Here is a 21,103-nt window from a genome sequence, read left to right on the forward strand (position 1 = left end):
GCTGCGTCGGATGCGCATGCTCAACGCTCACGCGATCCTCCCGAACGTGGGTTCGACGCGTGGCTGCATGCGGCTGGTCCCGCGCAGCACGGCAGATGCCGGCGCGACGGAGGCCGGCATGACCGGTGCAGGTGCGGCAGCCGCGGTTTCGCGCTGCGGCTTGCGCACCGGTGCAGGTGCAGGCGCCGGCGCTGGCTCGGCAGACGGCTCGGCCGGTGCCATCGGAGCAGGCGCGGCACCGTGCGGCGACAACTTGCTGCGCAGGCGCTCGGCACGGTCCATTTCATAGGACACGCGCAGCAGCAGGCCCATCGCCACGCAGGTCATCAGCACCGACGAACCGCCCGAAGAGATCAGCGGCAAGGTCAGGCCCTTGGTCGGCAGAATGCCCAGATTCACGCCCACCGAGACGAAGCTCTGCAGGCTGATCCACAGACCGATACCGAAGGCGATGTAGCCAGAGAAGTGGCGCTTCATTTCCACACAGCGCATGCCCAGCCAGAACGCGCGGCCGACTAGCAGCGCGTACAACGCCACTACGCTGCACACGCCGACAAAGCCGAGTTCTTCGGCGATCACCGAAAAGATGAAGTCCGTATGGGCTTCAGGCAGGTAGTTGAGCTTCTGCACCGAGGCGCCCAGGCCCACGCCGGTCCACTGCCCGCGGCCCACCGCCATCAAGGCATTGGACAACTGATAGCCGGAGCCAAGCTGGTCGGCCCACGGATCCAGGAACGAGGTGATGCGGCGCAAGCGGTACGGTTCCAGGATCGCGATGAACGCAAACACCGGCAGGCCGAACACGATCGGCATCGACATGCGCGGCAGGTTCACCCCGCCCAGCACAAGCATGCCGGCGGTGATCGCCAGCAGCAGCGTGGAGGAGCCGAAGTCCGGCTGCATCAGCAACAGGCCAACCAACGCGATCGCCACGCCCAGCGGCTTGAGCATCGCCGGCCAGGTCGCGTTGACCTCGTCGCGGAAACGCACCAGGTAGCTGGACAGCCACACGATGTAGAGCACCTTGACCGCTTCGACGGTCTGGAATTTCGACACGCCCAGGTTGATCCAGCGCTTGGCGCCGTTGACGCTGCTGCCCAGCCCCGGCACGAACACCACCATCAGCAGGCCGAAGCACGCCAGCAGCAACACCTGGTTGTACTGCTCGATGGTCTTGAGCTCGGTGCGCATCGCCCAGAACGCCAGGCCCACGCCGATGCCCAGGAACAGCAGATGGCGGGTCAGGTAATAGAACGGGTTCTCCGACAACTCGATCGAGCTGGAGGCCACCATCACCACGCCCAGCGATGCCAGCGTGGCAGCCGCGCTGAGCAGCCACGGGTCATAGCGGCCGCCGATGGCGTCCAGTCGCGTGGCCTGGCGGGATATGTCGTTCATCAGCGCACCTTCAACGTGGCAAGGCCGATCAGCACCAGCACCACCGAGATGATCCAGAAGCGCACGATCACGCGCGGCTCCGGCCAGCCCTTGAGCTCGAAGTGGTGATGGATGGGCGCCATGCGGAACACGCGCTTGCCGGTCAGCTTGAAGCTGGCGACCTGGATCATCACCGACAGCGTTTCGATGACGAACACGCCGCCCATGATCACCAGCACCAGTTCCTGACGCACGATCACCGCCACGGTGCCGAGCACCGCGCCCAACGACAGCGCGCCGATGTCGCCCATGAACACCATCGCCGGGTAGGTGTTGAACCACAGAAAGCCCAAGCCTGCCCCGGCAATCGCCGAGCAGATGATGATCAGCTCACCGGCGCCGGGAATCAGCGGGATCTTGAGGTATTCGGCGAATACCACGTTGCCCGAGGCATAGGCGAAGACGCCCAGCGCGCAGGCGACCAGCACGGTCGGCATGATCGCCAGGCCGTCCAGGCCGTCGGTCAGGTTGACCGCGTTGGAGAAGCCGACGATCCAGAAATAGGCGATCACCACGAAGCTCACGCAGGCCAGCGGCAAGGCGATGGCCTTGAACATCGGGATGTAGAAGGTGATCGCGGCCGGCACGTCGGCCGTGTAGTACAGGAACAGGCCCGCGGCCAGGCCGAAGATCGACTGCAGCAGATATTTCCAGCGCGACTTCAAGCCGTTCGGGTCGCGCCGCACGATCTTGATCCAGTCGTCGTACCAGCCGATCGCACCGAAGCAGATCATCACCGCCAGCACCAGCCACACATAGCGGTTGCGCAGATCGCCCCACAGCAACACCGACAAGGTGACCGTGAGCAGGATCAGCGAGCCACCCATGGTCGGCGTGCCGGCCTTGGAAAAATGCGTCTGCGGGCCGTCCTGGCGAATCGGCTGGCCGCCCTTGAACTGCGCCAGCTTGCGAATCACCGCCGGGCCCATCCACAACGACAGGAACAGCGCGGTCAGCGCTGCCAGGATGCCGCGGAAGGTCAGATAGTTGAACAGCCCGAACAGGCTCTCCAGTTGCTGTAGCCAACGGGCCAGCTCAAGCAGCATGGGAGGCATCCTCCGACGGTGCGAGCAACGCGGCGACGATGCGGTCCATGGCGCTGCCACGCGAGCCCTTCACCAGCAGCGTGGGCGGCGCGACGGAGGCAGCGGCCCGCGCCACTGCACCGGTGTGTTCGTGCATCAAAGAAGAGTCCTGCGTTTGAGTCTGCGAAGCAGCGGCTGCCAGGTCCGCCTGCAAGGCCGCGGCCAGCGCGGCATGGGTGGCGAACACACGGCCGCCGTCGCCGAACGCCTGTGCGGCGGCGGCGCTGAGCGCGCCCAGTGCATACAGGCGCGCGAGCTTGGCGTTGCGCGCGCGGCGGCCGGCCGCAGCGTGCAATGCCGGCGCTTCGGGGCCGAGTTCGCGCATGTCACCCAGCACCAGCCAGCCCTCGCCCGGTGCGGCGGCCAGTGCATCGATGGCCGCGTCCAGCGAACCGGGATTGGCGTTGTAGCTGTCGTCGATCAGCACCGCACCGGTCGTCAACGTGTGTGCAATCTGGCGCCCGGCCACCTGCGTGGCCTGGGCCAGACCGGCGGCAATGATCGGCAGCGCAATGCCGGCGCCCAGCGCCAGGCCGGTGGCGGCCAGCGCATTGAGCACGTTGTGGCGGCCCGGCAGCGGCAGCACCACCGGCGCTTCGCCCTGCGGGATCACCAGCACGAACTGCGCGCCGGCGGCATGCAGGCGCAGCTGACGCGCGGTGATTTCAGCGCTTGCGTGCAAGCCGTAGCGCAGCACGCGGCGGCCCTGCAGCGGCTGCGCCAGCAGCTGTTGTTCGAACCAGGCACCGAAGGCGTCGTCGGCATTGATCACGGCCACGCCATCGGCCGGCAGCGCGGTGTAGATGGCGCCCTTGGTCTGCGCCACCCCGAGCAGGCTGCCCATGCGCTCCAGATGTGCCGGCGCGATGTTGTTGACCAGGGCCACGTCAGGGCGCGCGATATCGGTGAGATAGGCGATATCGCCGGGCTTGCCCGCGCCCATTTCGTAGACCGCCAGATCGGCATCGTCCGGCGCGGCGATCACCGCCAGCGGCAGGCCGATCTCGTTATTGCGATTGCCCGGGTTGGCGTAGGCGGTGATGCCGTCGACACGGCCGGCTTCGGCCAGAATCGCCAGCAGCAATGCCTTGACGCTGGTCTTGCCGTTGGAGCCGGTCAGCGCAATGACGCGCGTGGCGCGGTCGCGCTGCATGCCGGCGGCGATGCGCGCCAGGGCGAGTTCGGTATTGGCGACCACTACCTGCGGCACGTGCAGTGCCGGCACTAGGCGCTCCACCAACAGGCCGCTGGCGCCGCGCGCCACCGCATCGGCGGCAAAGTCGTGGCCGTCGAAACGCTCGCCGCGCAGCGCCACATACAGGCTGCCGCTGGCCAGCGCACGGGTGTCGTTGCCAACGGCGTCGATCATTGCGTCGTCGCCATGCAATTCGCCGCCAGCAAAGTGGGCAATCAGCGACAGCGGTGTGAGCTTCATACGCGCACCCCCAGCCCGGTGCGCGGCAGCAACGCCTGCGCAGCCACTGCTGCATCGTCGAAGGCATGCCGCACGCCGGCCACTTCCTGATACGGCTCATGGCCCTTGCCGGCGATCAGCACGATGTCGTCCGTGCCGGCCATGCTGATGGCCTGGTGGATGGCGGCAGCACGGTCGCGCTGCACGATCGCCGCATCCGGACGCGCAAACCCGCGCAGGATGTCGGCAACGATCACATCGCCATCTTCGCCGCGCGGATTATCGTCGGTGACGATCGCCACATCGGCGGTGACCTCGGCAATGGCAGCCATCTGTGGGCGCTTGCCGGTGTCGCGTTCGCCGCCGCAGCCGAACACGCAGATCAACCGATCCTGCGCATGCGAACGCAGGCTGGTGAGCGCCTGTTCCAGTGCGTCAGGCGTGTGTGCGTAGTCCACCACCACCAGCGGCGCGCCATGCGCACCACCCAGGCGATTCATGCGGCCGTGGATCGGCTGCAAGCGGCCCAGCACTTCGGAGATCTGCGCCGGTGCGATGTCGAGCGCGTGCAGCGCGCCGGCCACGGCCAGCAGGTTATCCACGTTGAAACGGCCCAGCAGCGGCGAGCGCACCGGGTGCGCCGCTTCGCCGATGTGCAACGTAAACTGGATGCCGTGGTGATCGAGCTGCAAATCCTGCGCCTGCACCGTGGCACCGGCCTGCGCACGCGAGCTCACGCCGATGGCGTGCAGTGCCGGATCCAGCGCCGCAAACAACGTGCGGCCGAAGGCGTCGTCCAGGTTCACGACCGCTGCGCGCAACCCGGCGCGTGCGAACAGCTTGGCCTTGGCCGCACCGTACTGCGCCATGTCGCCGTGATAATCGAGATGGTCGCGAGTGAGATTGGTGAACACCGCCACGTCGAACTGCACCGCATCCACGCGGCCCTGATCGAGTGCATGCGAACTGACTTCCATCGCCACCGCCTGCGCGCCGGCATCGCGCAGTTGCGCGAGCTCGGCGTGGGTCTGCAACACCAGCGGCGTGGTGAACCCGGTCGGCACCGCAGCGCCGTACAGGCCCACGCCCAGCGTGCCAATGGTGCCGGTGGGGGTGCCGAGCAGCGTCAGCGCCTGCGCCAGCAGCTGCACCGTGGAGGTTTTGCCGTTGGTGCCGGTGACACCAATCATGCGCATCGCCTGCGACGGCGCACCGTGGAAGTGGTCGGCCAGCACGCCCAGGCGCGCGCGCAACCCCGGCACGGCGATCGCGTCGGCCGGCACTGGCAGGTCGGCCGGCGCCGGCGGTTCGAACAGGATGGCGGATGCACCGCTGGCCAGCGCCTGTGCGGCAAATCCCAGCCCATGCGCACCGAAGCCGGCGATGGCCACGAAGGCATCGCCCGGGCGCACGGCACGGCTGTCCATCACCAGGCCGGACACCTGCACATCGCGTGCAAGCGCCACGTCCGGGAGCAGCTGCGACAGTGCCATGGCGCGGCTCACTGGCGGCTCTCCTGCAACGGCGCCGGCTGCGCGGGCGTGGCGCCCGATGCCAGTGCGGTCGGGATGCCGGCGGACACTTCGTCCACCGGGTCCGGCACCAACGCCGGGTCGAGATCGGCCGGCTGCGGCTTGACCACCGGCTGGCCGGTCTTGCCGGCCGCCTGCGCGGCCAGCCACGACTGGATGTCGTCCGGCGGCACGTCCATCAGCCGCAGCGCGCCTTCCATCACCCGGTGGAACACCGGCGCAGACACCAGGCCGCCGTAATACACCTTGCCCTGCGGATCGTTGATCACGATGACCGTGGCAAAGCGCGGCCGGGTGGCCGGCACCAGGCCGGCGAACAGCGCGTTGTAGTGCCCGCGCTCGTAGCCGCCAGCGCCGTTCTTGCGCGCGGTACCGGTCTTGCCGGCCACGTGATACCCCAGGATCGCCGCACCCTTCGCGCCGCCCTGGGTGACCACGGTTTCCATCATGTCGATGACCTGGCGCGCCACTTCCGGCGTCACCACCTGGCGTGTTTCGTTGTGCTGGCCGCGCACGAAGGTGGGCGGGGTCAGCTTGCCGCCATTGCCCAACGTCGCGTACGCCTGCGCAATCTGCAGCGGCGTCACCGACAGGCCGTAACCGTAGGACATGGTGGTCTTGGACGGGCCACTCCACTTCTGCGGCTGCAGCACCATGCCGGACGATTCGCCCGGAAATCCGCTCTGCGGCGCGCTGCCGTAACCGAAGTTGCGGATCGACTGGTAGAACGTCTGGTCCGGCACCTTGGCCGCGATCTTCGCCGCGCCGATGTTGGAACTGCGGGTGATCACGCCGGTGACGTTGAGCACGCCGTTGTTGCGCGGCACGTCGCGGATGGTGAAGCGCCCCACGGCCATGTAGCCGGGGTTGGTATCGATGATGGTGTCCTTGGTCACCACGCCGGCAGTCAGCGCGGTGGCCACGGTCAGCGGCTTCATCGTCGAGCCCGGCTCCACCAGGTCGGTGACCGCGCGGTTGCGGCGCGCCGACGGGTTGATGCCGGTGACCGAATTCGGGTTGTAGGTGGGCAGGTTGACCATGGCCAGCACTTCGCCGGTGGCCACGTCCATCACCACCATCGAGCCGCCAGCGGCCTTGTTTTCGACCAGCGCGTTGCGCAGCTCCTTGTAGGCCAGGAACTGGATGCGGCGGTCGATGCTCAGCGTCAGGTCTTTGCCCGGCTGCGCCGGACGCACCAGGTCCACGCTCTCGACAATGGCGCCGCGGGCATCGCGCACCACCTTCTTGGAGCCCGGCTTGCCGCGCAGCCATTCGTCGAAGGCCAGCTCCAGGCCTTCCTGGCCGCGGTCGTCGATATTGGTGAAGCCCAGCACGTGGGCCATCGCTTCGCCTTGCGGATAGAAGCGGCGGAACTCGCGCTGCGAAAACACGCCCGGGATCTTCAGATCCACGATCGCATGCGCCTTGTCCGGGTTGATCCGGCGCTTGAGGTACATGAATTCCTTGCCGGCTTTTTGCGCCAGCTTGGCGTTCAACTCGTCCAGCGGCTGCCCGAGCGCGGTGGCCAGCTCCGGGATGCGGTCCGGGTTACGCAGCAATTCCTGCGGATTGACCCAGATCGATTCCACCGGCGTGGACACCGCCAGCGGCTCGCCGTTGCGGTCGGTGATCATGCCGCGCGAGGTGGCGATCGGCAGCTCGCGCAGATAGCGGGCCTCGCCCTGGCGCTGGTAGAAATCGCGATTGACCAGCTGCACGTAGGCCGCGCGGCCGATCAGCGTCACCGAGCACAGACCCAGCGCCACGCCGACCAGGGTCAGGCGGCCGCGCAGGTTGAAGTTGCTACGGGGGCGGTTGCGGCCGGCTTTCATGGCGCACATCCCTGTGCGCGGCTTGCCAGTGCGAAACGGCTGTCGTGCCAGCTTGTCATGGGCGGATCACCACGATGTCGCTGGTCTCCGGGAACTTCATCCCGATGCGCTCACGCGAGACCTGATCCACACGATTGCTTTCCGCCCACGTGGCCTGCTCCAGCTGCAGCCGGCCGAATTCGATATTCAATTCATCGCGGCTGTGTTCGAGCTTGGACAACTGCACGAACAACTTGCGATGCATGTGGCGCATGTACACCACACCGATCGCCGAGGCGATGCTGCAGGCGAGCAGCACGATGAGCAGCAGGCGGCTCATGGGGCGTCTCCGTTGGGAGACGTCGGGAATCGGGAATCGGGAGTGGGGAATCGAGAAGCAGCGGCGCCGTGACCTTTGCCCATTCCCGATTCCCGATTCTCCATTCCCAGCTTTTCAGCCACCCGCAGCACCGCACTGCGGGCGCGCGGGTTGACGGCCAGCTCGCTGTCGTCGGCCTTGATCGCGCCGCTGACCAGTTGCAGGGTCGGCACGAACGGCTGCGCTTCGGGCAGACGGCGGTTGCTTGGCGGGGCCTTGGCGTAGCGGGCCATGAACTGCTTGACGATGCGGTCTTCCAGCGAATGGAAGCTGATCACCGCCAGGCGGCCACCCGGCTTGAGCGCGCCCAGGGCAGCGTCCAGCCCGGCTTCCAGGTCGGCCAGCTCGCGGTTGATATGGATGCGGATCGCCTGAAAGCTGCGCGTGGCCGGATGAGTCTTGCTGTCGCCGCGCGGCATCACCGAGGCAATCAGGTCGGCCAGTTGCGCGGTGCGCAGCAACGGCTGTTCGCCACGGCGCGCCACGATCGCCCGCGCGATGCGCCGGCTCTGGCGTTCTTCGCCGTAGGTCCACAACACATCGGCAATCTCGCGGTCGGTTGCCTGCGCCAGCCAGCCGGCGGCGCTCTGCCCGCTATCGGGGTCCATACGCATGTCCAGCGGGCCGTCCTTGCCGAAACTGAAACCGCGCCCGGCCACGTCCAGTTGCGGCGAAGACACGCCCAGGTCCAGCAGGATGCCGTCGACGGTTGCCGCGGCGACCACCTGGCCGAGCCCGGCGAAACTGCCGCGATGGATGGACACGCGCGCATCGCCACCGAACGTGTGTTCGGCCACGGCAATCGCTTCGGGGTCCTTGTCTATCACCAGCAGTCGACCTCCCGGGCCAAGGTGTTCCAGCACGCCGCGTGCGTGTCCGCCACGCCCGAACGTGCCATCGAGATAGGTTCCGTTTTCGGTCACCTGCAGGCCTTCGAGAACCTGGGTGTACAGCACCGGCACGTGGGCCGCCGGCGGCTGCGACACCGGGTGACCGGGCTGCGCTTCACCGCGCATCCGGGCACCCCGGCTCACAACCTGAGATCGAGCAATTCATCGCCCAGATCCCCGTCAGACAATGTCTGCTGGATCAGTGCGCGATGTGCCTGCTCGCTCCAGAGTTCGAACTTGTCGCCCGTGCCCAACAGCACGGCCTTCTTTTCAATGCCGACCGCATTGCGGTGGCTGGCGGGGATGCTCAAACGGCCATTGGCGTCGAGCTCCAGCACCGCCGAAGAACCCACCAGCTTCTGCTGCAGCGTGCGCACCACCCGCTGGGTATTGGGCTTGGACATCACATCGTCACGCACCCGCTCCCACTCCTTTTCTGCATACAGCCACAGGCATCCGGCTTCGAACGGGTTGTAGGTGAGCACCAGGCGATTGCCGCTCACGCGCGCAACCAGGTCGCGATATGCGGTTGGCACCGCCATACGCCCCTTGTCGTCCACCGTGATGGCCGTCTCGCCCTGAAACACCGAATGCAACCTCGAAAATCCGCCTGGGGGATCATTGAACCACGAAAAACCACAAAAAGCCTGGTTTTCCCTCCGTTGCCCACCTTAGCAGTGCGTCAAAGGTTGTCAACAGTTTTCAAAGGCGCAAATCGCTAGTCACATCAATGAGTTGCAGCACTCTTTAGAGACTTGTTCAAAGCTTATCCACAAGTTGCTGTTTCGTCTCAGATTTTGAGATTGAACAAAAATTCAGGGGCGTGAAGGCCATGTAAACCCGACCACTGTCTCACTTCACACTGCGCCAGCTGCAGACCTCAACTGCGCAAACGGGCGACAATAGAAGGTATGTGCCTGGTCGCTCTTGCCTGGAAAACCCACCCACGCTGGCGCCTGCTGCTGGCCGGCAACCGCGATGAGTTCCACGAGCGCCCCACCGCGCCACTGGCGCAATGGGCGGCGCCGGCCGAGCGCGTGCTGGCCGGCCGCGACCTGCGCTCCGGCGGCAGTTGGGTAGGCCTGGGGCTGGACGGCCGCGCCGCCGTTGTGACCAACGTGCGCGACCCGCTGGCCACCGCCTCCGGCCGCTCGCGCGGCCACCTGATTGCCGACTACCTCTCCGGCAGCGCGGACGCGGCCACCTACGCGCGCGAACTGGCGGCTGCCGGGCAGGAGTTCCCGCCCTTCAATCTGCTGCTGTGCGACGCCGAGCGCTGCGAGCACCTCAGCAACCATCCAGCGCTGGCACGCGTCCTCGCCCCGGGAATCCACGGCATGTCCAACGGCCCGCTGGATGCGCACTGGCCCAAGACCACCGTGCTGACCCAAGCACTGGCCGCCTGGTGCGACAGCGGCAGCGACGACCTGCAGCCGTTGTGGACGGCCCTGGCCAACCCCGCTACCGCCGCAGATGCCGACCTCCCGCACACCGGCGTGGACCGCGCCACCGAACGCCTGCTCTCGGCGGCCTTCATCCGCGGCGCCAACTACGGCACCCGCGCCAGCACCATCGTGGCGGCGGACCACCACGGCCACGGTTTTATCCACGAGCGCCGCTTCGGCCCGGATGGTGTCTTTCAGGGCGAGACACGACTGGACGTCGCCGGCATGCATTGACAATGCGCATTCATGCGCATAGCGTGCGCATGAATGACGGGATGCCAATCATGAGCCGTTACTACGACACTTCCGCGCAAAAAAAGCCGCTGAACCTGACCATCAACTCGGACTTGGCCGCGCAGGCACGGGCGATGACCGGCAACCTGTCGGCAAAGGTCGAAGAACTGCTGGCCGACTACGTGACAAAAGAGCGCGACAGCCACAGCGCCAGGGCGATGGAGCTGCAACGCGCCGCAAGCGAATGGAAGACCTTCACCGACGCGCACGGCTCCTTCGCCGACGAGTTCTCCACGCTATGACCGACCAGTTCGATGTCTACGCGAACGTCGGCCAGAACAAGAACATCCCGTACGTGGTGGTCGTCCAGTCAAAGATCTTCGACGCCTCACCTCGCCGCGTCGTCGTGCCCCTGGTCCGAAAGTCCACCCACTCCCCGACCCCATCCCGCTTCAACCCGGAACTCACGGTGTCCGGCCACAGCGTCATCCTGCAACCCCTGGAAATGACCTCGGTGCCGCTGGCGGCGCTCAGCAAACCTGCCGGCTCCCTGAAAGACCAAGGCCAAACCATCATCGACGCCCTGGACGAACTGTTCACCCGCTCATTCGGCTAAGCGCCAAACACGGCCGCAGGGGAACACCAACGCGTCGTCGGCCGCGAGGGCGAAGCCCAAGCCACGTAACGATGACCGCAGCAACCAGATCGCATTGATCGCAGCCAAGGCAAAGCGCCCAGCAGTGCACCCAAGTGCAAGCCCCCTTGAGTCAAGGGGGCGCGGCGATAGCCGCGGGGTTCTGGCGTGCCCGGAGCGGGACCCGCGTTTTGTACTGCCGCAGGCGGTACGAAGCGTGGGCGCCTTGAGCTTTGGGCGATGCCCAAAGCAAGGCGGCGGAGCCGGCCGATAAGCCGGGTTCTGTCGTGGACAGTCATTCGTCTAGGCGCTACGTCACCGCAGCGCTCAAGCAACCTACCCGGATCCAGCGCGGGCCACGCCAATGGATCCCTATTTGGTCTTGCTCCAGGTGGGGTTTGCCGTGCCGGTCCGTTACCGGACTCGCGGTGCGCTCTTACCGCACCATTTCACCCTTACCGGCTCCCCGAAGGGAACGTAGGCGGTATCTTTCTGTTGCACTTTCCGTCGGCTTGCGCCGCCCAGGCGTTACCTGGCACCTTGCCCTATGGAGCCCGGACTTTCCTCGGCACTCTTGCGAGTGACGCGACTGTCTGGCCGACTCCGCCGGGGCGCATTCTACGCTATCGCTGCCGTGCAGAACGGCGCGGCAAGTTGCCTGGCCGATGCAGGGAGCGCGACTGCGCGCAATCAGGGCTTGACCGAGGACGCTCCATCGCGCGCAAGCGCGCTCCTGGGACAACGACATCAGCCGCCATACAACGCCTTACGCGGCGCGCCGGTCAGCTCGGCGGCCAGCTTGGCGGCGGTGGATGGTGGCAGGTATTCGGCAAGCTTGGCGTAGACGCGGCGGCCTTCGGCAAGCTGGCCGTCGGCGGCATCGGCGGCGCCCTGCACCATCACCACGAACTCGCCCTTGCGCTGGTTGTCGTCGGCTTCGACCTGGGCCTGCAGGTCGGCCAGGCTGCCATCGAGCACGGTTTCGAACAGCTTGGTCAGCTCGCGGGCGATCACCGCGGGGCGGTCGTCGCCGAAGGCACTGCGCAGGTCGGCCAGCGATTCGACGATGCGGTGCGAGGATTCGTAGAACACCAGCGTGCGCGTCTCGCCGGCCAGGCGTGACAGCCGCTCGCGGCGCGCAGCGGATTTGGCCGGCAGGAAGCCTTCAAAGCCGAACCGGTCGCTCGGCAAGCCGGCAACGCTGAGCGCGGCGATGGCGGCGCAGGCGCCCGGTACCGGGCTGACCCGGATGCCGGCCTCACGGGCGGCACGCACCAGCTTGAAGCCCGGGTCGCTGACCAGCGGGGTGCCGGCGTCGCTGACGATGGCCAGCGATTCGCCCTCGCGCAGGCGGGTCACGATGCGCTCGGACATGGCTTCTTCGTTGTGGTCGTGCAGGGCCAGCAGCGGGCGGTCGATGCCGAAATGGCTCAACAACTGGCGGGTATGGCGGGTGTCTTCGGCACAGATGGCAGCCACACTGCGCAGCGTCTCCTGGCCGCGCGGCGACAGGTCGGCCAGGTTGCCGATCGGCGTGGCGACCACGTGCAGGGTTCCGGAGGACGTCATCAGCGGCATTCTCAAGGGCAAAGAGTAGAATCGTAGCGTTTTTAACGGTCCGCCCTGGCGGCCCCTGTCCAATGGATCTGAAATGAACAAGCGTGTTGCAAGGATCTCCGCCCTCTCGCTGATGGTCATGCTGGCCGCCGGTTGCGCGACCAGCAGCGTCACCCAGACCGCTTCGCCGACACAGAGCGCGGCGCTGGCGCTGTTGGACCAGGGCAAGCCGCGCGAGGCCGCGCAGCAGCTGGAAGCCGAGGCAGCCAGCGCCAGCGGTGCGCAGCGCAGCCGCCTGCTGGCTGCGGCGGCGTTCGGTTGGCACGATGCCGGCGACGATGCACGCGCCCGTACCTTGCTGGCCCAGGTCACCGCGCGCCACCTCACCGGCGAGGACCGCGCGCGTTTTGACCTGCTCACCGGCGAGCTGGCGGTGATCGACAAGCAGGCCGCGCAGGCACTGCAGGCCTTGGGCGACAGCCCGCAGGGGCTGACCCAGCCGCTGCAGACACGCTGGCTGGTGGCACGCGCAGCCGCGCTGGAAGCCACCGGCGACCTGTTCGGTGCCGCGGCCGACCGCGCCCGCGCCGACGCCAGCCTGACCGGCACACCGCGCAGCGAGAACCAGCGCGCCATCGTGCGCCTGCTTGCCGCGCTCGACGACGCCACGCTCAAAGGCCGCACCGCCGCGCTGCCGGCGGGCGACCCGCTGTACAACTTCGCCGGCCGCGCGCTGATCAGCCGTGGCCTGCCGCTGCCGCGTGCCTTCGAACGTGACGCGCAGTGGGGCTTCGACACCAGCAAGCGCCCGCCGGCCGAACGCGACGGCTACCGCCCGCCGGTGAAGCTGGGCGTGCTGCTGCCGCTCAGCGGCAACCTGGCCACCGCCTCGGCGCCGGTACGCGACGGCCTGCTGGCCGGCTATTACGCCGAGACCCGCCGCCGCCCGGAACTGCGCTTCTTCGACACCGCCGGCACCGCCGCCGGCGCCAATGCCGCCTACGACAAGGCCGTGGGTGCGGGCGTGGATTACGTGGTCGGCCCGCTGGGCCGCGACGAGGTCAGCGCGCTGTTTGCGCGCGGCCAGCTCGCGGTGCCGGTGCTGGCGCTCAACCGTCCCACCGACAACAAGGCCCCGCCCAGCGGCAGCGCCGGGTTCTCGCTGGCGCCGGAAGACGACGGCATCATGGCTGCCGAATATCTGCTCTCGCGCGAACGCCGCAATGTGCTGATCGTCGGCACCAGCGACGACAACGGCAAGCGCACCATCAAGGCCTTCCGCGACCGCTTCAGCGAACGCGGCGGCACCATCGCCGGCAGCATCAGCGTGGCCGATGTGCCGGGCGACATCGGCGCGCAGTTGCGCAATTACGGCACCGCCGATGCGGTGTTCCTGGCGGTGCGCGGCAACACCGCGCGCGCGTTGGCGCCGCAGTTGGCATTGAGCGGGTTCGCCGGCAAGTCGCGCGTTGGCACCTCGCAGCTGGTGGCCGGCACCGGCAAGGTGGAAGACGACCTGGCGCTGGATGGCATCGTCTACCCCAGCGAGACCTGGACCGCCCTGGGCGTGTCCGGCCTGCCGGCAGCCAGCCAGGTCGCCAGCACCCTGCCCAGCGCGCGCGGCCCGGCGGCACGCCTGTTCGCGTTCGGCTACGACGCCTGGAAGATCAGCGCGTACCTGGAAAAGCTCGCCACCGGCAGCGACGGCGGCCTGCGCGGCGCGACCGGCACCCTGCATCTGGATGGGTTCGGCAATGTGCTGCGTACGCCGGCATGGTCCACCTTCAACGGTGGCCGGCCGGTCCCGATCGCCGACGGCCGCTGAGCCCATGCCGGCGGCCCGCCAGCAGCGTGGTGCAGCGGTGGAAGCCGCCGCACGCGCGCAGCTGGAACAGGCCGGGCTGCGGCTGGTGGCGGGCAACGCCAATTACCGCGGCGGTGAACTCGATCTGGTGATGCGCGACGGCCCGATGCTGGTGTTCGTGGAAGTGCGCTACCGCCGCGACGCACGCTTCGGTGGCGGCGCGGCATCGGTGGATTTCCGTAAACGCCGCAAGCTGGTACTGGCCGCGCAACTGTTCCTTGCCGCCCACCCGGCGCTCGCGGCGCTGCCGTGCCGGTTCGATGTGGTCGAGGCCAGCGGCGAGCCGCCGCTGCTGCACTGGATCCGCGACGCATTCCGTCTCGACGACTGCTGAGCAACGAGCCCATTCGATGCCAACCATCATGACCCACGCCGCGGTGCCGCTGGCGCTCTGGTGTGCCAGCGAGCGCGGACGCATCAGCCCGCGCCTGCTTGCCGCCGGCGTGGTGGCCGCAATGCTGCCCGATGCGGACGTAGCCGCCTTTGCACTGCACATCCCGTATGCCGATGCGTTCGGCCACCGCGGCGCCAGTCACTCGCTGCTGTTTGCCGTATTGATGGCCGCGCTGGGCGCCGGCGCGCATCGCCTGCTTCGCGCCGATGCACTGCAGGCAGCGGTGTTTCTGTTGATCTGCACCGCTTCGCATCCGCTGCTGGATGCAATGACCTCCGGCGGCCTGGGCGTGGCGCTGGCCTGGCCGTGGAGCGATGTGCGCTGGTTTGCGCCGTGGCGGCCAATCCGGGTCTCGCCGTTTGCCGGCAATTTCTTCAATGCGCGTGGCCTCACCGTGCTGCTCTCCGAGCTGCGCTGGGTGTGGTTGCCGCTCACCGTCGCGGCGCTTGGGTGGCGATGCCTCCAACGCGCGAGACCACAGGATCACGCGTTATGACTGATGGACTTCCCACCGCGCTGGCCGACCTGCTGGCCGCACGGCTTGGACCGGAAGGCTGGCTGACCGGCGCAGACGCGCGGCGCCGCTATGGCGAGGACGATTCGCGGCGTTGGGCATTGCCGGGTGCGGTGGCGCTGCCGCGCGACACCGACGAGGTGGTGGCGATCGTGCAGGCGTGCCGCGCGCATGGCGTGCCAATCGTGGCGCGCGGCGCGGGCACCGGCACCACCGGCGCGGCGGTGCCGTTTTCTGGCGGCGTGGTGGTGTCGATGGCGCGCATGAACCGCATCCTGGCGTTGCGCCCGGCCGACCGCTGTGCGGTGGTGCAACCGGGCGTGCTCAATGGCGATTTGCAGCAGGCCTTGCAGCCGCATGGCCTGTTCTGGCCACCGGATCCATCGAGCGCGGAGATCTGCAGCGTGGGCGGCAACCTGTCGACCAATGCCGGCGGCCCGCGTGCGGTGAAATACGGCGCCACCCGCGACAACGTGCTCGGCCTGGTTGCGGTGACCGGCACCGGTGATGTCATTCACTGCGGCGGCGCGTACACCAAAAATTCCACCGGCTACGACCTCACCCACTTGCTGGTCGGCAGCGAAGGCACGCTGGCGATCATCGTCGAAGCCACCTTGAAGCTGACCCCGCGCGCCGTGGCACAAGCCGGCGTGCGTGCGCTGTACCGCGATGCCGCCAGCGCGGCGGCGGCGGTGTCGCGCATCATGGCGCAACCCACCACGCCGACGATGCTGGAATTCATGGATGCCAGCGCGATTGCACTGCTGCGCCGCAATTGCAGCGACGTGCCCGATGCCGGCGCGATGCTGTTGATCGAAGCCGATGGCGATCACGATACCCTGCCCTACGCATTGCAGGCCCTGCATGACGCGGCTGATGGCGATGGCGTCCTCAGCCTGGACATCGCCGCCGATGGCAGCGCGCGCGACAAGCTGTGGGCGGCACGGCGTGCGTTGTCGCCGGCATTGCGCACCATCAAGCCGGGCAAGATCAACGAGGACGTGGTGGTCCCGGTGTCGCGCATTCCTGAGCTTGTCGCTGGTGTGGAAGCACTGGCGGTGGAGTTCGCGGTACCGATCGTCGCCTTCGGTCATGCCGGCAATGGCAACCTGCACGTCAACATCATGTATGACCCGGACGACGCCGATGAAACGGCGCGCGCGCAGGCGGCACTGCCGCGCGTGTTTGCGCTGGTGTTGGCACTGGAAGGCACGCTCTCCGGCGAACACGGCATCGGTGTGGCCAAGCGCGATTTCATGACCCAGGCCTTCAGCGCACCCACCCTCGCGGCCATGCGCGCGATCAAGGCCGCGCTGGATCCGGATGGGATTTTGAATCCGGGCAAGGTGCTGCCGCCGGCGCCGTGATGCAGCGGTAGAGGTGCGCGGAATAATGGATGCGGTGCTGGCCAGCGGCGAATGCGGCACGGAAGAAAGCCGGCAGCTGAAAACCGCAAACGCGCGCTGCCGGGTGCTGCTGCGTTTTCGTTCGCTGCGTGGGCGGCGCAGTAGTGGCTCGTTGCTCAGCGTGTGAGTGATGCAACCAAGTGCCGGTGGCGTGCGAATGAGCCCGTCTGTTTATTTCGAAATAGCATCGATCCGTACTCACGCCTGCGCGGCAACAAAGCAGTCGCCATGACACGACCCGCCCCCAGGTAGGAGCGCCCTCGGGCGCGAGCGCTTTCTCGATAAAACCTAGCAGCGCCCACGCTTGATTTCGAACAACCCTAGAACCCCGCCATCCGCAAGCGCTGGGCACCTAGAGCAGCTATCAAAAACGACTGCGCAGCCGTAATGAGATAGCGCCCTCAAGTACCGCAACGCAATACTCAGCGCCCGCCACCGATAAATCGCAAGCCCACGCCCGGTTCGGTGACGATGTAATGCGGCGCCGCCGCATCATCGTGCAGCTTCTGGCGCAGCTTGCCGACCAGGATGCGCAGGTAATGCGTGTCTTCTTCATGGGTGGGGCCCCACACCTCGCGCAGCAACTGCGGCTGCGTCACCACGCGGCCTGCGTGCTTGAACAGCAGCGCGAGCAGCGCGTATTCCTTGCGGCTAAGCGGCACTGCTTCGCCATCGAGCGTGACTTCGCGCAGGCCCAGGTGGATATGCAGGCGGCCATCGTCGAACACGCTTTCTTCCACCGTGTTGCCGGCGCCGGCCTGACGCAGCAGCGCGCGGATGCGGGCCATCAGCTCCTGCACGCCGAAGGGCTTGGTGACGTAGTCGTTGGCGCCGGCGTCGAGTGCGGCGACCTTCTCGGTTTCGCCGGCGCGCACGGTGAGCATGATCACCGGCACGCTGGACCACTGGCGGATCTCGCGCAGCACCTCGTGGCCGTCGCGATCAGGCAGGCCGATGTCCAGCACCACCAGCTCGGCGCCCTGCCCGGCCAGCGTGGCCAGGCCTTCTTCGGCGGTGCCAGCCTGCAGCACGCGGTACCCCTGCGCACGCAGGCTGATGTCGAGAAACCGGCGGATCTGCGGCTCGTCGTCGATGATGAGCACGCGCGCGGGGGGAATGGCAGTCGGGTCAGTCGGCATCGGGGCGAGGTGGCGCGGCAGGAACGAGCAGCGGCAGCGTAATGCGGATCGTGGTGCCGTGACCATGCGGGCCGGCCAGCGCCTCCACGCTGCCGCCATGCGCACCGATCATACCCTGGCAGATGGTCAGACCCAGGCCGGTGCCGTGGCGGCCGCGATCGCCGCGCTCCACGCTGTAGAACATGTCGAAGATACGCGCGCGCTCGTCTTCGGGAATGCCCGGGCCCTGGTCGCCGATCTCGATCTGCAAGGCGCCGCTCTGCAGCCGGGCCTGCACCGTCACCGCCACGCCTGGCGGCGAGAATTTCGCTGCGTTTTCCAGCACGTTGAAGATGGCCTGCTCCACCAGCGCCGGATGCACCCAGATCGCCGGCAGCTCCGGCGCCAGGTCCAGCTGCAGGCGCACCTGCGGCTGGTAGCGCTGCAGCCGCCGCGTGGCCGAGCCGATCAACTCGTCCACGCCGATCCAGTCGCGCTTCAAGGTCAGCCCGGTATGGCCGAGCCGGGTCATGTCGAGCAGATTCTGGATGTAGCGGTCCAGCCGCTCGCCTTCGAGCTGGATGGTCTCCAGCAGGCTGCGGCGGTCGGTGGCGTCCATCGCCTCGCCATATTCGGCCAGGCTGCTGGCTGAGCCGATCATCGAGGCCAGCGGCGAGCGCAAATCGTGCGAGACCGATGACAACAACGCCGAGCGCAGCCGTTCGGTTTCGCCGCTGACGCGGGCGCCTTCCAGATCGGCAACCAAACGCGTGCGCAGTGCGGCCTGGCCAATGTCTTCCACCATCGCCTCGGCCAGGCGGCGCTGCTCCAGGCCCGGCCGCTGCCGCTGCAGCTGCTGGCGGAAGCGCAACGCCGCCACGCCCAGCGTGCCGCGCTCATGCCGCACCGGCAGGCACCACCACTGCGCGCCGGCCAGGGTGTCGGTGAAGCGGCCGGCCGGCTGGCCGTGGCGCTGGGTCCAGTCGGCGGCGTTGCGGTCCAGTGCACTGAAACTGGTGGACGCTTCGCTCTCGCGCTGTTCCAGCCGCAGCCAGACCTCTGCATCGAGCGCGCTGGCCAGCGCACGCCGGCCGGCCTCCAGCACCTGGCCCAGATCGGCCGCAGTGCTGAGCTGGCGGGCCAGCGCCTGCAGTGCGTTGGCGTGCGCGTTGGCCGCGCGCAGGGCCAGCACCTGGCTGCGCAGGCGCGAGGCCAGGCGCCCGGCCACCAGCGCGGCGATCAGGAACAGGCACACCGTCACCACGCCCTGGCGCGCACTGATGTGCAAGGTGAAACGCGGTTCGATGAAGAAGAAGTTGTAGGCGACAAAACTCAGCAGTGCGGCGATCACCGCCGCGGCCATGCGCGTGCGCGAGGCCACCAGCACCACCGCAACGATGAACACCATCGACAGGTCATCGATGTCGGTCCAGCGCTGGATCACCCAGGCAACCGCCACCGCGGCGGCAGCAGCGATCGCGGCGTAAGCCAGGTCGTAACGCTGCAGCCACTGGCCTGGATTACGCCAGCGCTGGCGCGCGCGGGCGCGCGCATCGCCCGAGCTGACGATGACCAGTTCGTAATGTGCGCCGCGCTGTAGCAGTTGCTGGGTCAGCGTGCGGTTGAACATGCGTGCCAGCGGGCGCTCGCGAGTGCGGCCCAACACCAATGTGGAGACGCCGTTTTGCGAGGCGAAATCCAGCAAGGCATCGGCCACGTTGGCGCCATGCAGCAGCGCCGTGTCGCCGCCGAGCCGGCGCGTCAACGCGAACGCGCGGTCGATCTCCAGTTGCCAGGCGGCATCGGCCACGGTGCGTGTCTGCACCGTCACCACAGTCCATGGCGCGTCGCGGCGTTCCGACAGCCGCCGCGCCACCCGTACCAGATAATCCGAGCTGCCGCGCCCGTCGATTGCCACCACCACATGCCGCCGCAACGCCGCCGTGCCCGGCAGACCGCGCGCGGCCTGGGTGTCGCGCAGATCGCTGTCCACGCGGTCGGCGGCGGTCTGCATCGCCAGCTCGCGCAACGCGGTGAGGTTGGAGGGCGAGAAGAATGCCTGCAACGCCTGGCTGGCTTGCTCGGGCAGATACACCTTGCCCTGCTGCAGCCGCTCGATCAGCTCGCGCGGTGGCAGGTCGACCAGCACGATGTCGCGCAGGCGGTCGAATACCGCATCGGGCACGGTTTCGGACACGCGCACGCCGGTGATGCGCAGCACGATGTCGTTGAGGCTTTCCAGGTGCTGGATATTGACGGTGGTGTAGACGTCGATGCCGGCGTCCAGCAACTCCACGATGTCCTGCCAGCGGCGCTCGTGGCGGCTGCCGGGCACGTTGCGATGTGCCAACTCGTCGATCAACGCCAGCTGCGGCTTGCGCGCCAGCAGCGCATCCAGCGCCAGTTCCTCCAGCGCATGCCCCTGGTAGCTCACCTGCGCGCGCGGCAGCAGCGGCACGCCATCGAGCAATGCGGCGGTCTCGCTGCGGCCGTGCGTTTCCACCACCCCGGCCACCACATCCACGCCCTGGCGCAGCCGCTCGCGCGCGCGCGACAGCATGGCGTAGGTCTTGCCCACGCCCGGCGCTGCGCCCAGGAACACGGTCAGCCGACCGCCGTGTTCGCGCTGCAGTTCGCCGATGAGGGCATCGGCGTGTTGGGTACGGGCGTCAGACATTCGGGAATCGGGAATCGGGAATCGGGAATCGGGAATCGAAGAGCCTACCCTGGCTTGGTGTACTAGCGCTGTTGCTCTACGCCATTCCCCGTTCCCGGCGCTCCATGTCCGGCGCGATCAAGCGCCAGATTCAGCGCAAGCACATTGATTCGGGGCTGCCCAAGCAAGCCGAACTGCGGCTGCTCGGTGGCGGCCTGCAACAGCGCGGCCACGCGTTGCTTCGGCCAACCACGGGCGGCGGCGACGCGGCGCAGTTGCACCTGCGCACCGGCCGGGCTCAGGTGCGGGTCCAGGCCGCTGCCGGACTGGGTGAGCAGCTCGCCGGGAACTGCGTCCGGCGCGATGCCATCGCGCTGTGCAACTTCCGCACGTGCGGTGGCGATCCGCGCCAGCAGCTCTGGATTGGAGCGCGCCTGGTTGCTGCCAGCCGCAGCGGTGGGGTCGTACTTGGCGGCGGATGGACGCGGCTGAAAGTAGCGCGCATCGGCAAACGGCTGCGCCACCAGCGACGAGCCGATGACCTGGCCATCCACCCGCAGCAGCGACCCATGCGCCTGGTCCGGCATCAACGCGCCGGTGATGCCGGTGGCCACCAGCGAATAGCCCAGGCCCAGCCCGAGCAGCACGAACAACGCGAGGGCGAAAGATGCGCGCACGGCGCCATCGTCACGCAATGGCAGGGAGTTAGACATGGTCGTGCTCTTGGAAGAAG

The 21,103-nt window shown here is 67.7% G+C and carries 19 protein-coding genes and 1 other RNA gene; 7 read left to right on the plus strand and 13 right to left on the minus strand.

Annotated features, from left to right (window positions below; all coding sequences use genetic code 11):
* Positions 1-27: 27 nt before the first annotated feature.
* The 8 genes from ftsW to mraZ are packed head-to-tail and all read right to left on the minus strand — an operon-like array spanning position 28 to position 9,135.
* The gene (gene ftsW / locus ACCQ09_RS17835; RefSeq protein ID WP_228427845.1) at positions 28-1,398 is read right to left on the minus strand and encodes a putative lipid II flippase FtsW; all 1,371 of its coding nucleotides are present in this window, start codon (positions 1,396-1,398) and stop codon (positions 28-30) included.
* Complete coding sequence (gene mraY / locus ACCQ09_RS17840) at positions 1,398-2,483, minus strand: phospho-N-acetylmuramoyl-pentapeptide-transferase (RefSeq protein ID WP_040941777.1); 1,086 nt, start codon at positions 2,481-2,483, stop codon at positions 1,398-1,400. Before mraY ends, ftsW begins: the two co-directional genes overlap by 1 nt.
* Positions 2,473-3,957, minus strand: coding sequence for a UDP-N-acetylmuramoyl-tripeptide--D-alanyl-D-alanine ligase (locus tag ACCQ09_RS17845; RefSeq protein WP_040941778.1), 1,485 nt, complete (start codon positions 3,955-3,957; stop codon positions 2,473-2,475). The genes mraY and ACCQ09_RS17845 overlap by 11 nt, the downstream gene beginning before the upstream one ends.
* Positions 3,954-5,429: a UDP-N-acetylmuramoyl-L-alanyl-D-glutamate--2,6-diaminopimelate ligase gene (locus ACCQ09_RS17850; RefSeq protein ID WP_197708567.1), complete on the minus strand. Its 1,476-nt coding sequence runs from the start codon at positions 5,427-5,429 to the stop codon at positions 3,954-3,956. The genes ACCQ09_RS17845 and ACCQ09_RS17850 overlap by 4 nt, the downstream gene beginning before the upstream one ends.
* Before the next feature lie 8 nt (positions 5,430-5,437).
* Entirely contained in the window at positions 5,438-7,300 is a 1,863-nt protein-coding gene (locus tag ACCQ09_RS17855) for a peptidoglycan D,D-transpeptidase FtsI family protein (protein ID WP_016945098.1), read from the minus strand.
* Between the two features lie 55 nt (positions 7,301-7,355).
* Positions 7,356-7,619, minus strand: coding sequence for a cell division protein FtsL (gene ftsL, locus ACCQ09_RS17860; RefSeq protein ID WP_011035956.1), 264 nt, complete (start codon positions 7,617-7,619; stop codon positions 7,356-7,358).
* Positions 7,616-8,674 carry a 16S rRNA (cytosine(1402)-N(4))-methyltransferase RsmH gene (gene rsmH, locus ACCQ09_RS17865; protein WP_040941780.1) on the minus strand — a complete coding sequence of 353 codons (1,059 nt, stop codon included), beginning with the start codon at positions 8,672-8,674 and terminating at the stop codon, positions 7,616-7,618. Before rsmH ends, ftsL begins: the two co-directional genes overlap by 4 nt.
* Positions 8,675-8,688: 14 nt before the next feature.
* Entirely contained in the window at positions 8,689-9,135 is a 447-nt protein-coding gene (gene mraZ, locus ACCQ09_RS17870) for a division/cell wall cluster transcriptional repressor MraZ (protein ID WP_040942386.1), read from the minus strand.
* Positions 9,136-9,459: 324 nt separating this feature from the next.
* On the opposite strand from mraZ, the gene ACCQ09_RS17875 reads away from it, so the two are divergent.
* From ACCQ09_RS17875 to ACCQ09_RS17885, 3 genes are read left to right on the plus strand one after another with little or no spacing between them, the layout of a single operon-like run.
* Positions 9,460-10,227, plus strand: coding sequence for an NRDE family protein (locus ACCQ09_RS17875; RefSeq protein ID WP_040941781.1), 768 nt, complete (start codon positions 9,460-9,462; stop codon positions 10,225-10,227).
* Positions 10,228-10,277: 50 nt separating this feature from the next.
* Positions 10,278-10,529, plus strand: a complete 252-nt coding sequence (locus ACCQ09_RS17880; RefSeq protein ID WP_029217148.1) for a type II toxin-antitoxin system CcdA family antitoxin — start codon at positions 10,278-10,280, stop codon at positions 10,527-10,529.
* Positions 10,526-10,843: a CcdB family protein gene (locus tag ACCQ09_RS17885; protein WP_040941782.1), complete on the plus strand. Its 318-nt coding sequence runs from the start codon at positions 10,526-10,528 to the stop codon at positions 10,841-10,843. The genes ACCQ09_RS17880 and ACCQ09_RS17885 overlap by 4 nt, the downstream gene beginning before the upstream one ends.
* Positions 10,844-11,116: 273 nt before the next feature.
* On the opposite strand, the gene rnpB is transcribed toward ACCQ09_RS17885, so the two are convergent.
* An RNA gene (rnpB, locus tag ACCQ09_RS17890) (RNase P RNA component class A) lies at positions 11,117-11,466 on the minus strand.
* A gap of 142 nt (positions 11,467-11,608) precedes the next feature.
* Positions 11,609-12,430 (minus strand): 16S rRNA (cytidine(1402)-2'-O)-methyltransferase, encoded by an 822-nt coding sequence (gene rsmI / locus ACCQ09_RS17895; RefSeq protein WP_040942387.1) that lies wholly within the window; start codon positions 12,428-12,430, stop codon positions 11,609-11,611.
* A gap of 82 nt (positions 12,431-12,512) precedes the next feature.
* Between rsmI and ACCQ09_RS17900 the strand changes: the two genes are divergently transcribed.
* From ACCQ09_RS17900 to ACCQ09_RS17915, 4 genes are read left to right on the plus strand one after another with little or no spacing between them, the layout of a single operon-like run.
* Positions 12,513-14,243 (plus strand): penicillin-binding protein activator, encoded by a 1,731-nt coding sequence (locus ACCQ09_RS17900; protein WP_012439222.1) that lies wholly within the window; start codon positions 12,513-12,515, stop codon positions 14,241-14,243.
* A gap of 4 nt (positions 14,244-14,247) precedes the next feature.
* Positions 14,248-14,616: a YraN family protein gene (locus ACCQ09_RS17905; RefSeq protein WP_011035949.1), complete on the plus strand. Its 369-nt coding sequence runs from the start codon at positions 14,248-14,250 to the stop codon at positions 14,614-14,616.
* A 16-nt stretch (positions 14,617-14,632) separates the two neighbouring features.
* A complete protein-coding gene (locus ACCQ09_RS17910; protein WP_040941784.1) occupies positions 14,633-15,172 on the plus strand; it encodes a metal-dependent hydrolase in 540 nt (179 codons plus the stop codon).
* Positions 15,169-16,557 carry an FAD-binding oxidoreductase gene (locus tag ACCQ09_RS17915; RefSeq protein ID WP_040941785.1) on the plus strand — a complete coding sequence of 463 codons (1,389 nt, stop codon included), beginning with the start codon at positions 15,169-15,171 and terminating at the stop codon, positions 16,555-16,557. The genes ACCQ09_RS17910 and ACCQ09_RS17915 overlap by 4 nt, the downstream gene beginning before the upstream one ends.
* Before the next feature lie 461 nt (positions 16,558-17,018).
* Here the strand turns inward: ACCQ09_RS17915 and ACCQ09_RS17920 are convergent, their stop codons facing one another.
* From ACCQ09_RS17920 to kdpC, 3 genes are all read right to left on the minus strand, one after another.
* Positions 17,019-17,735 carry a response regulator gene (locus ACCQ09_RS17920; RefSeq protein ID WP_042597568.1) on the minus strand — a complete coding sequence of 239 codons (717 nt, stop codon included), beginning with the start codon at positions 17,733-17,735 and terminating at the stop codon, positions 17,019-17,021.
* Positions 17,725-20,391: a DUF4118 domain-containing protein gene (locus ACCQ09_RS17925; protein ID WP_040941787.1), complete on the minus strand. Its 2,667-nt coding sequence runs from the start codon at positions 20,389-20,391 to the stop codon at positions 17,725-17,727. The genes ACCQ09_RS17920 and ACCQ09_RS17925 overlap by 11 nt, the downstream gene beginning before the upstream one ends.
* A 62-nt stretch (positions 20,392-20,453) precedes the next feature.
* A complete protein-coding gene (gene kdpC / locus ACCQ09_RS17930) occupies positions 20,454-21,083 on the minus strand; it encodes a potassium-transporting ATPase subunit KdpC (protein ID WP_040941788.1) in 630 nt (209 codons plus the stop codon).
* Positions 21,084-21,103 lie beyond the last annotated feature (20 nt).

It is taken from the genome of Xanthomonas sp. NCPPB 2586, assembly GCF_041475775.2.
In the GTDB taxonomy this organism is placed as follows: Bacteria; Pseudomonadota; Gammaproteobacteria; order Xanthomonadales; family Xanthomonadaceae; genus Xanthomonas; species Xanthomonas campestris.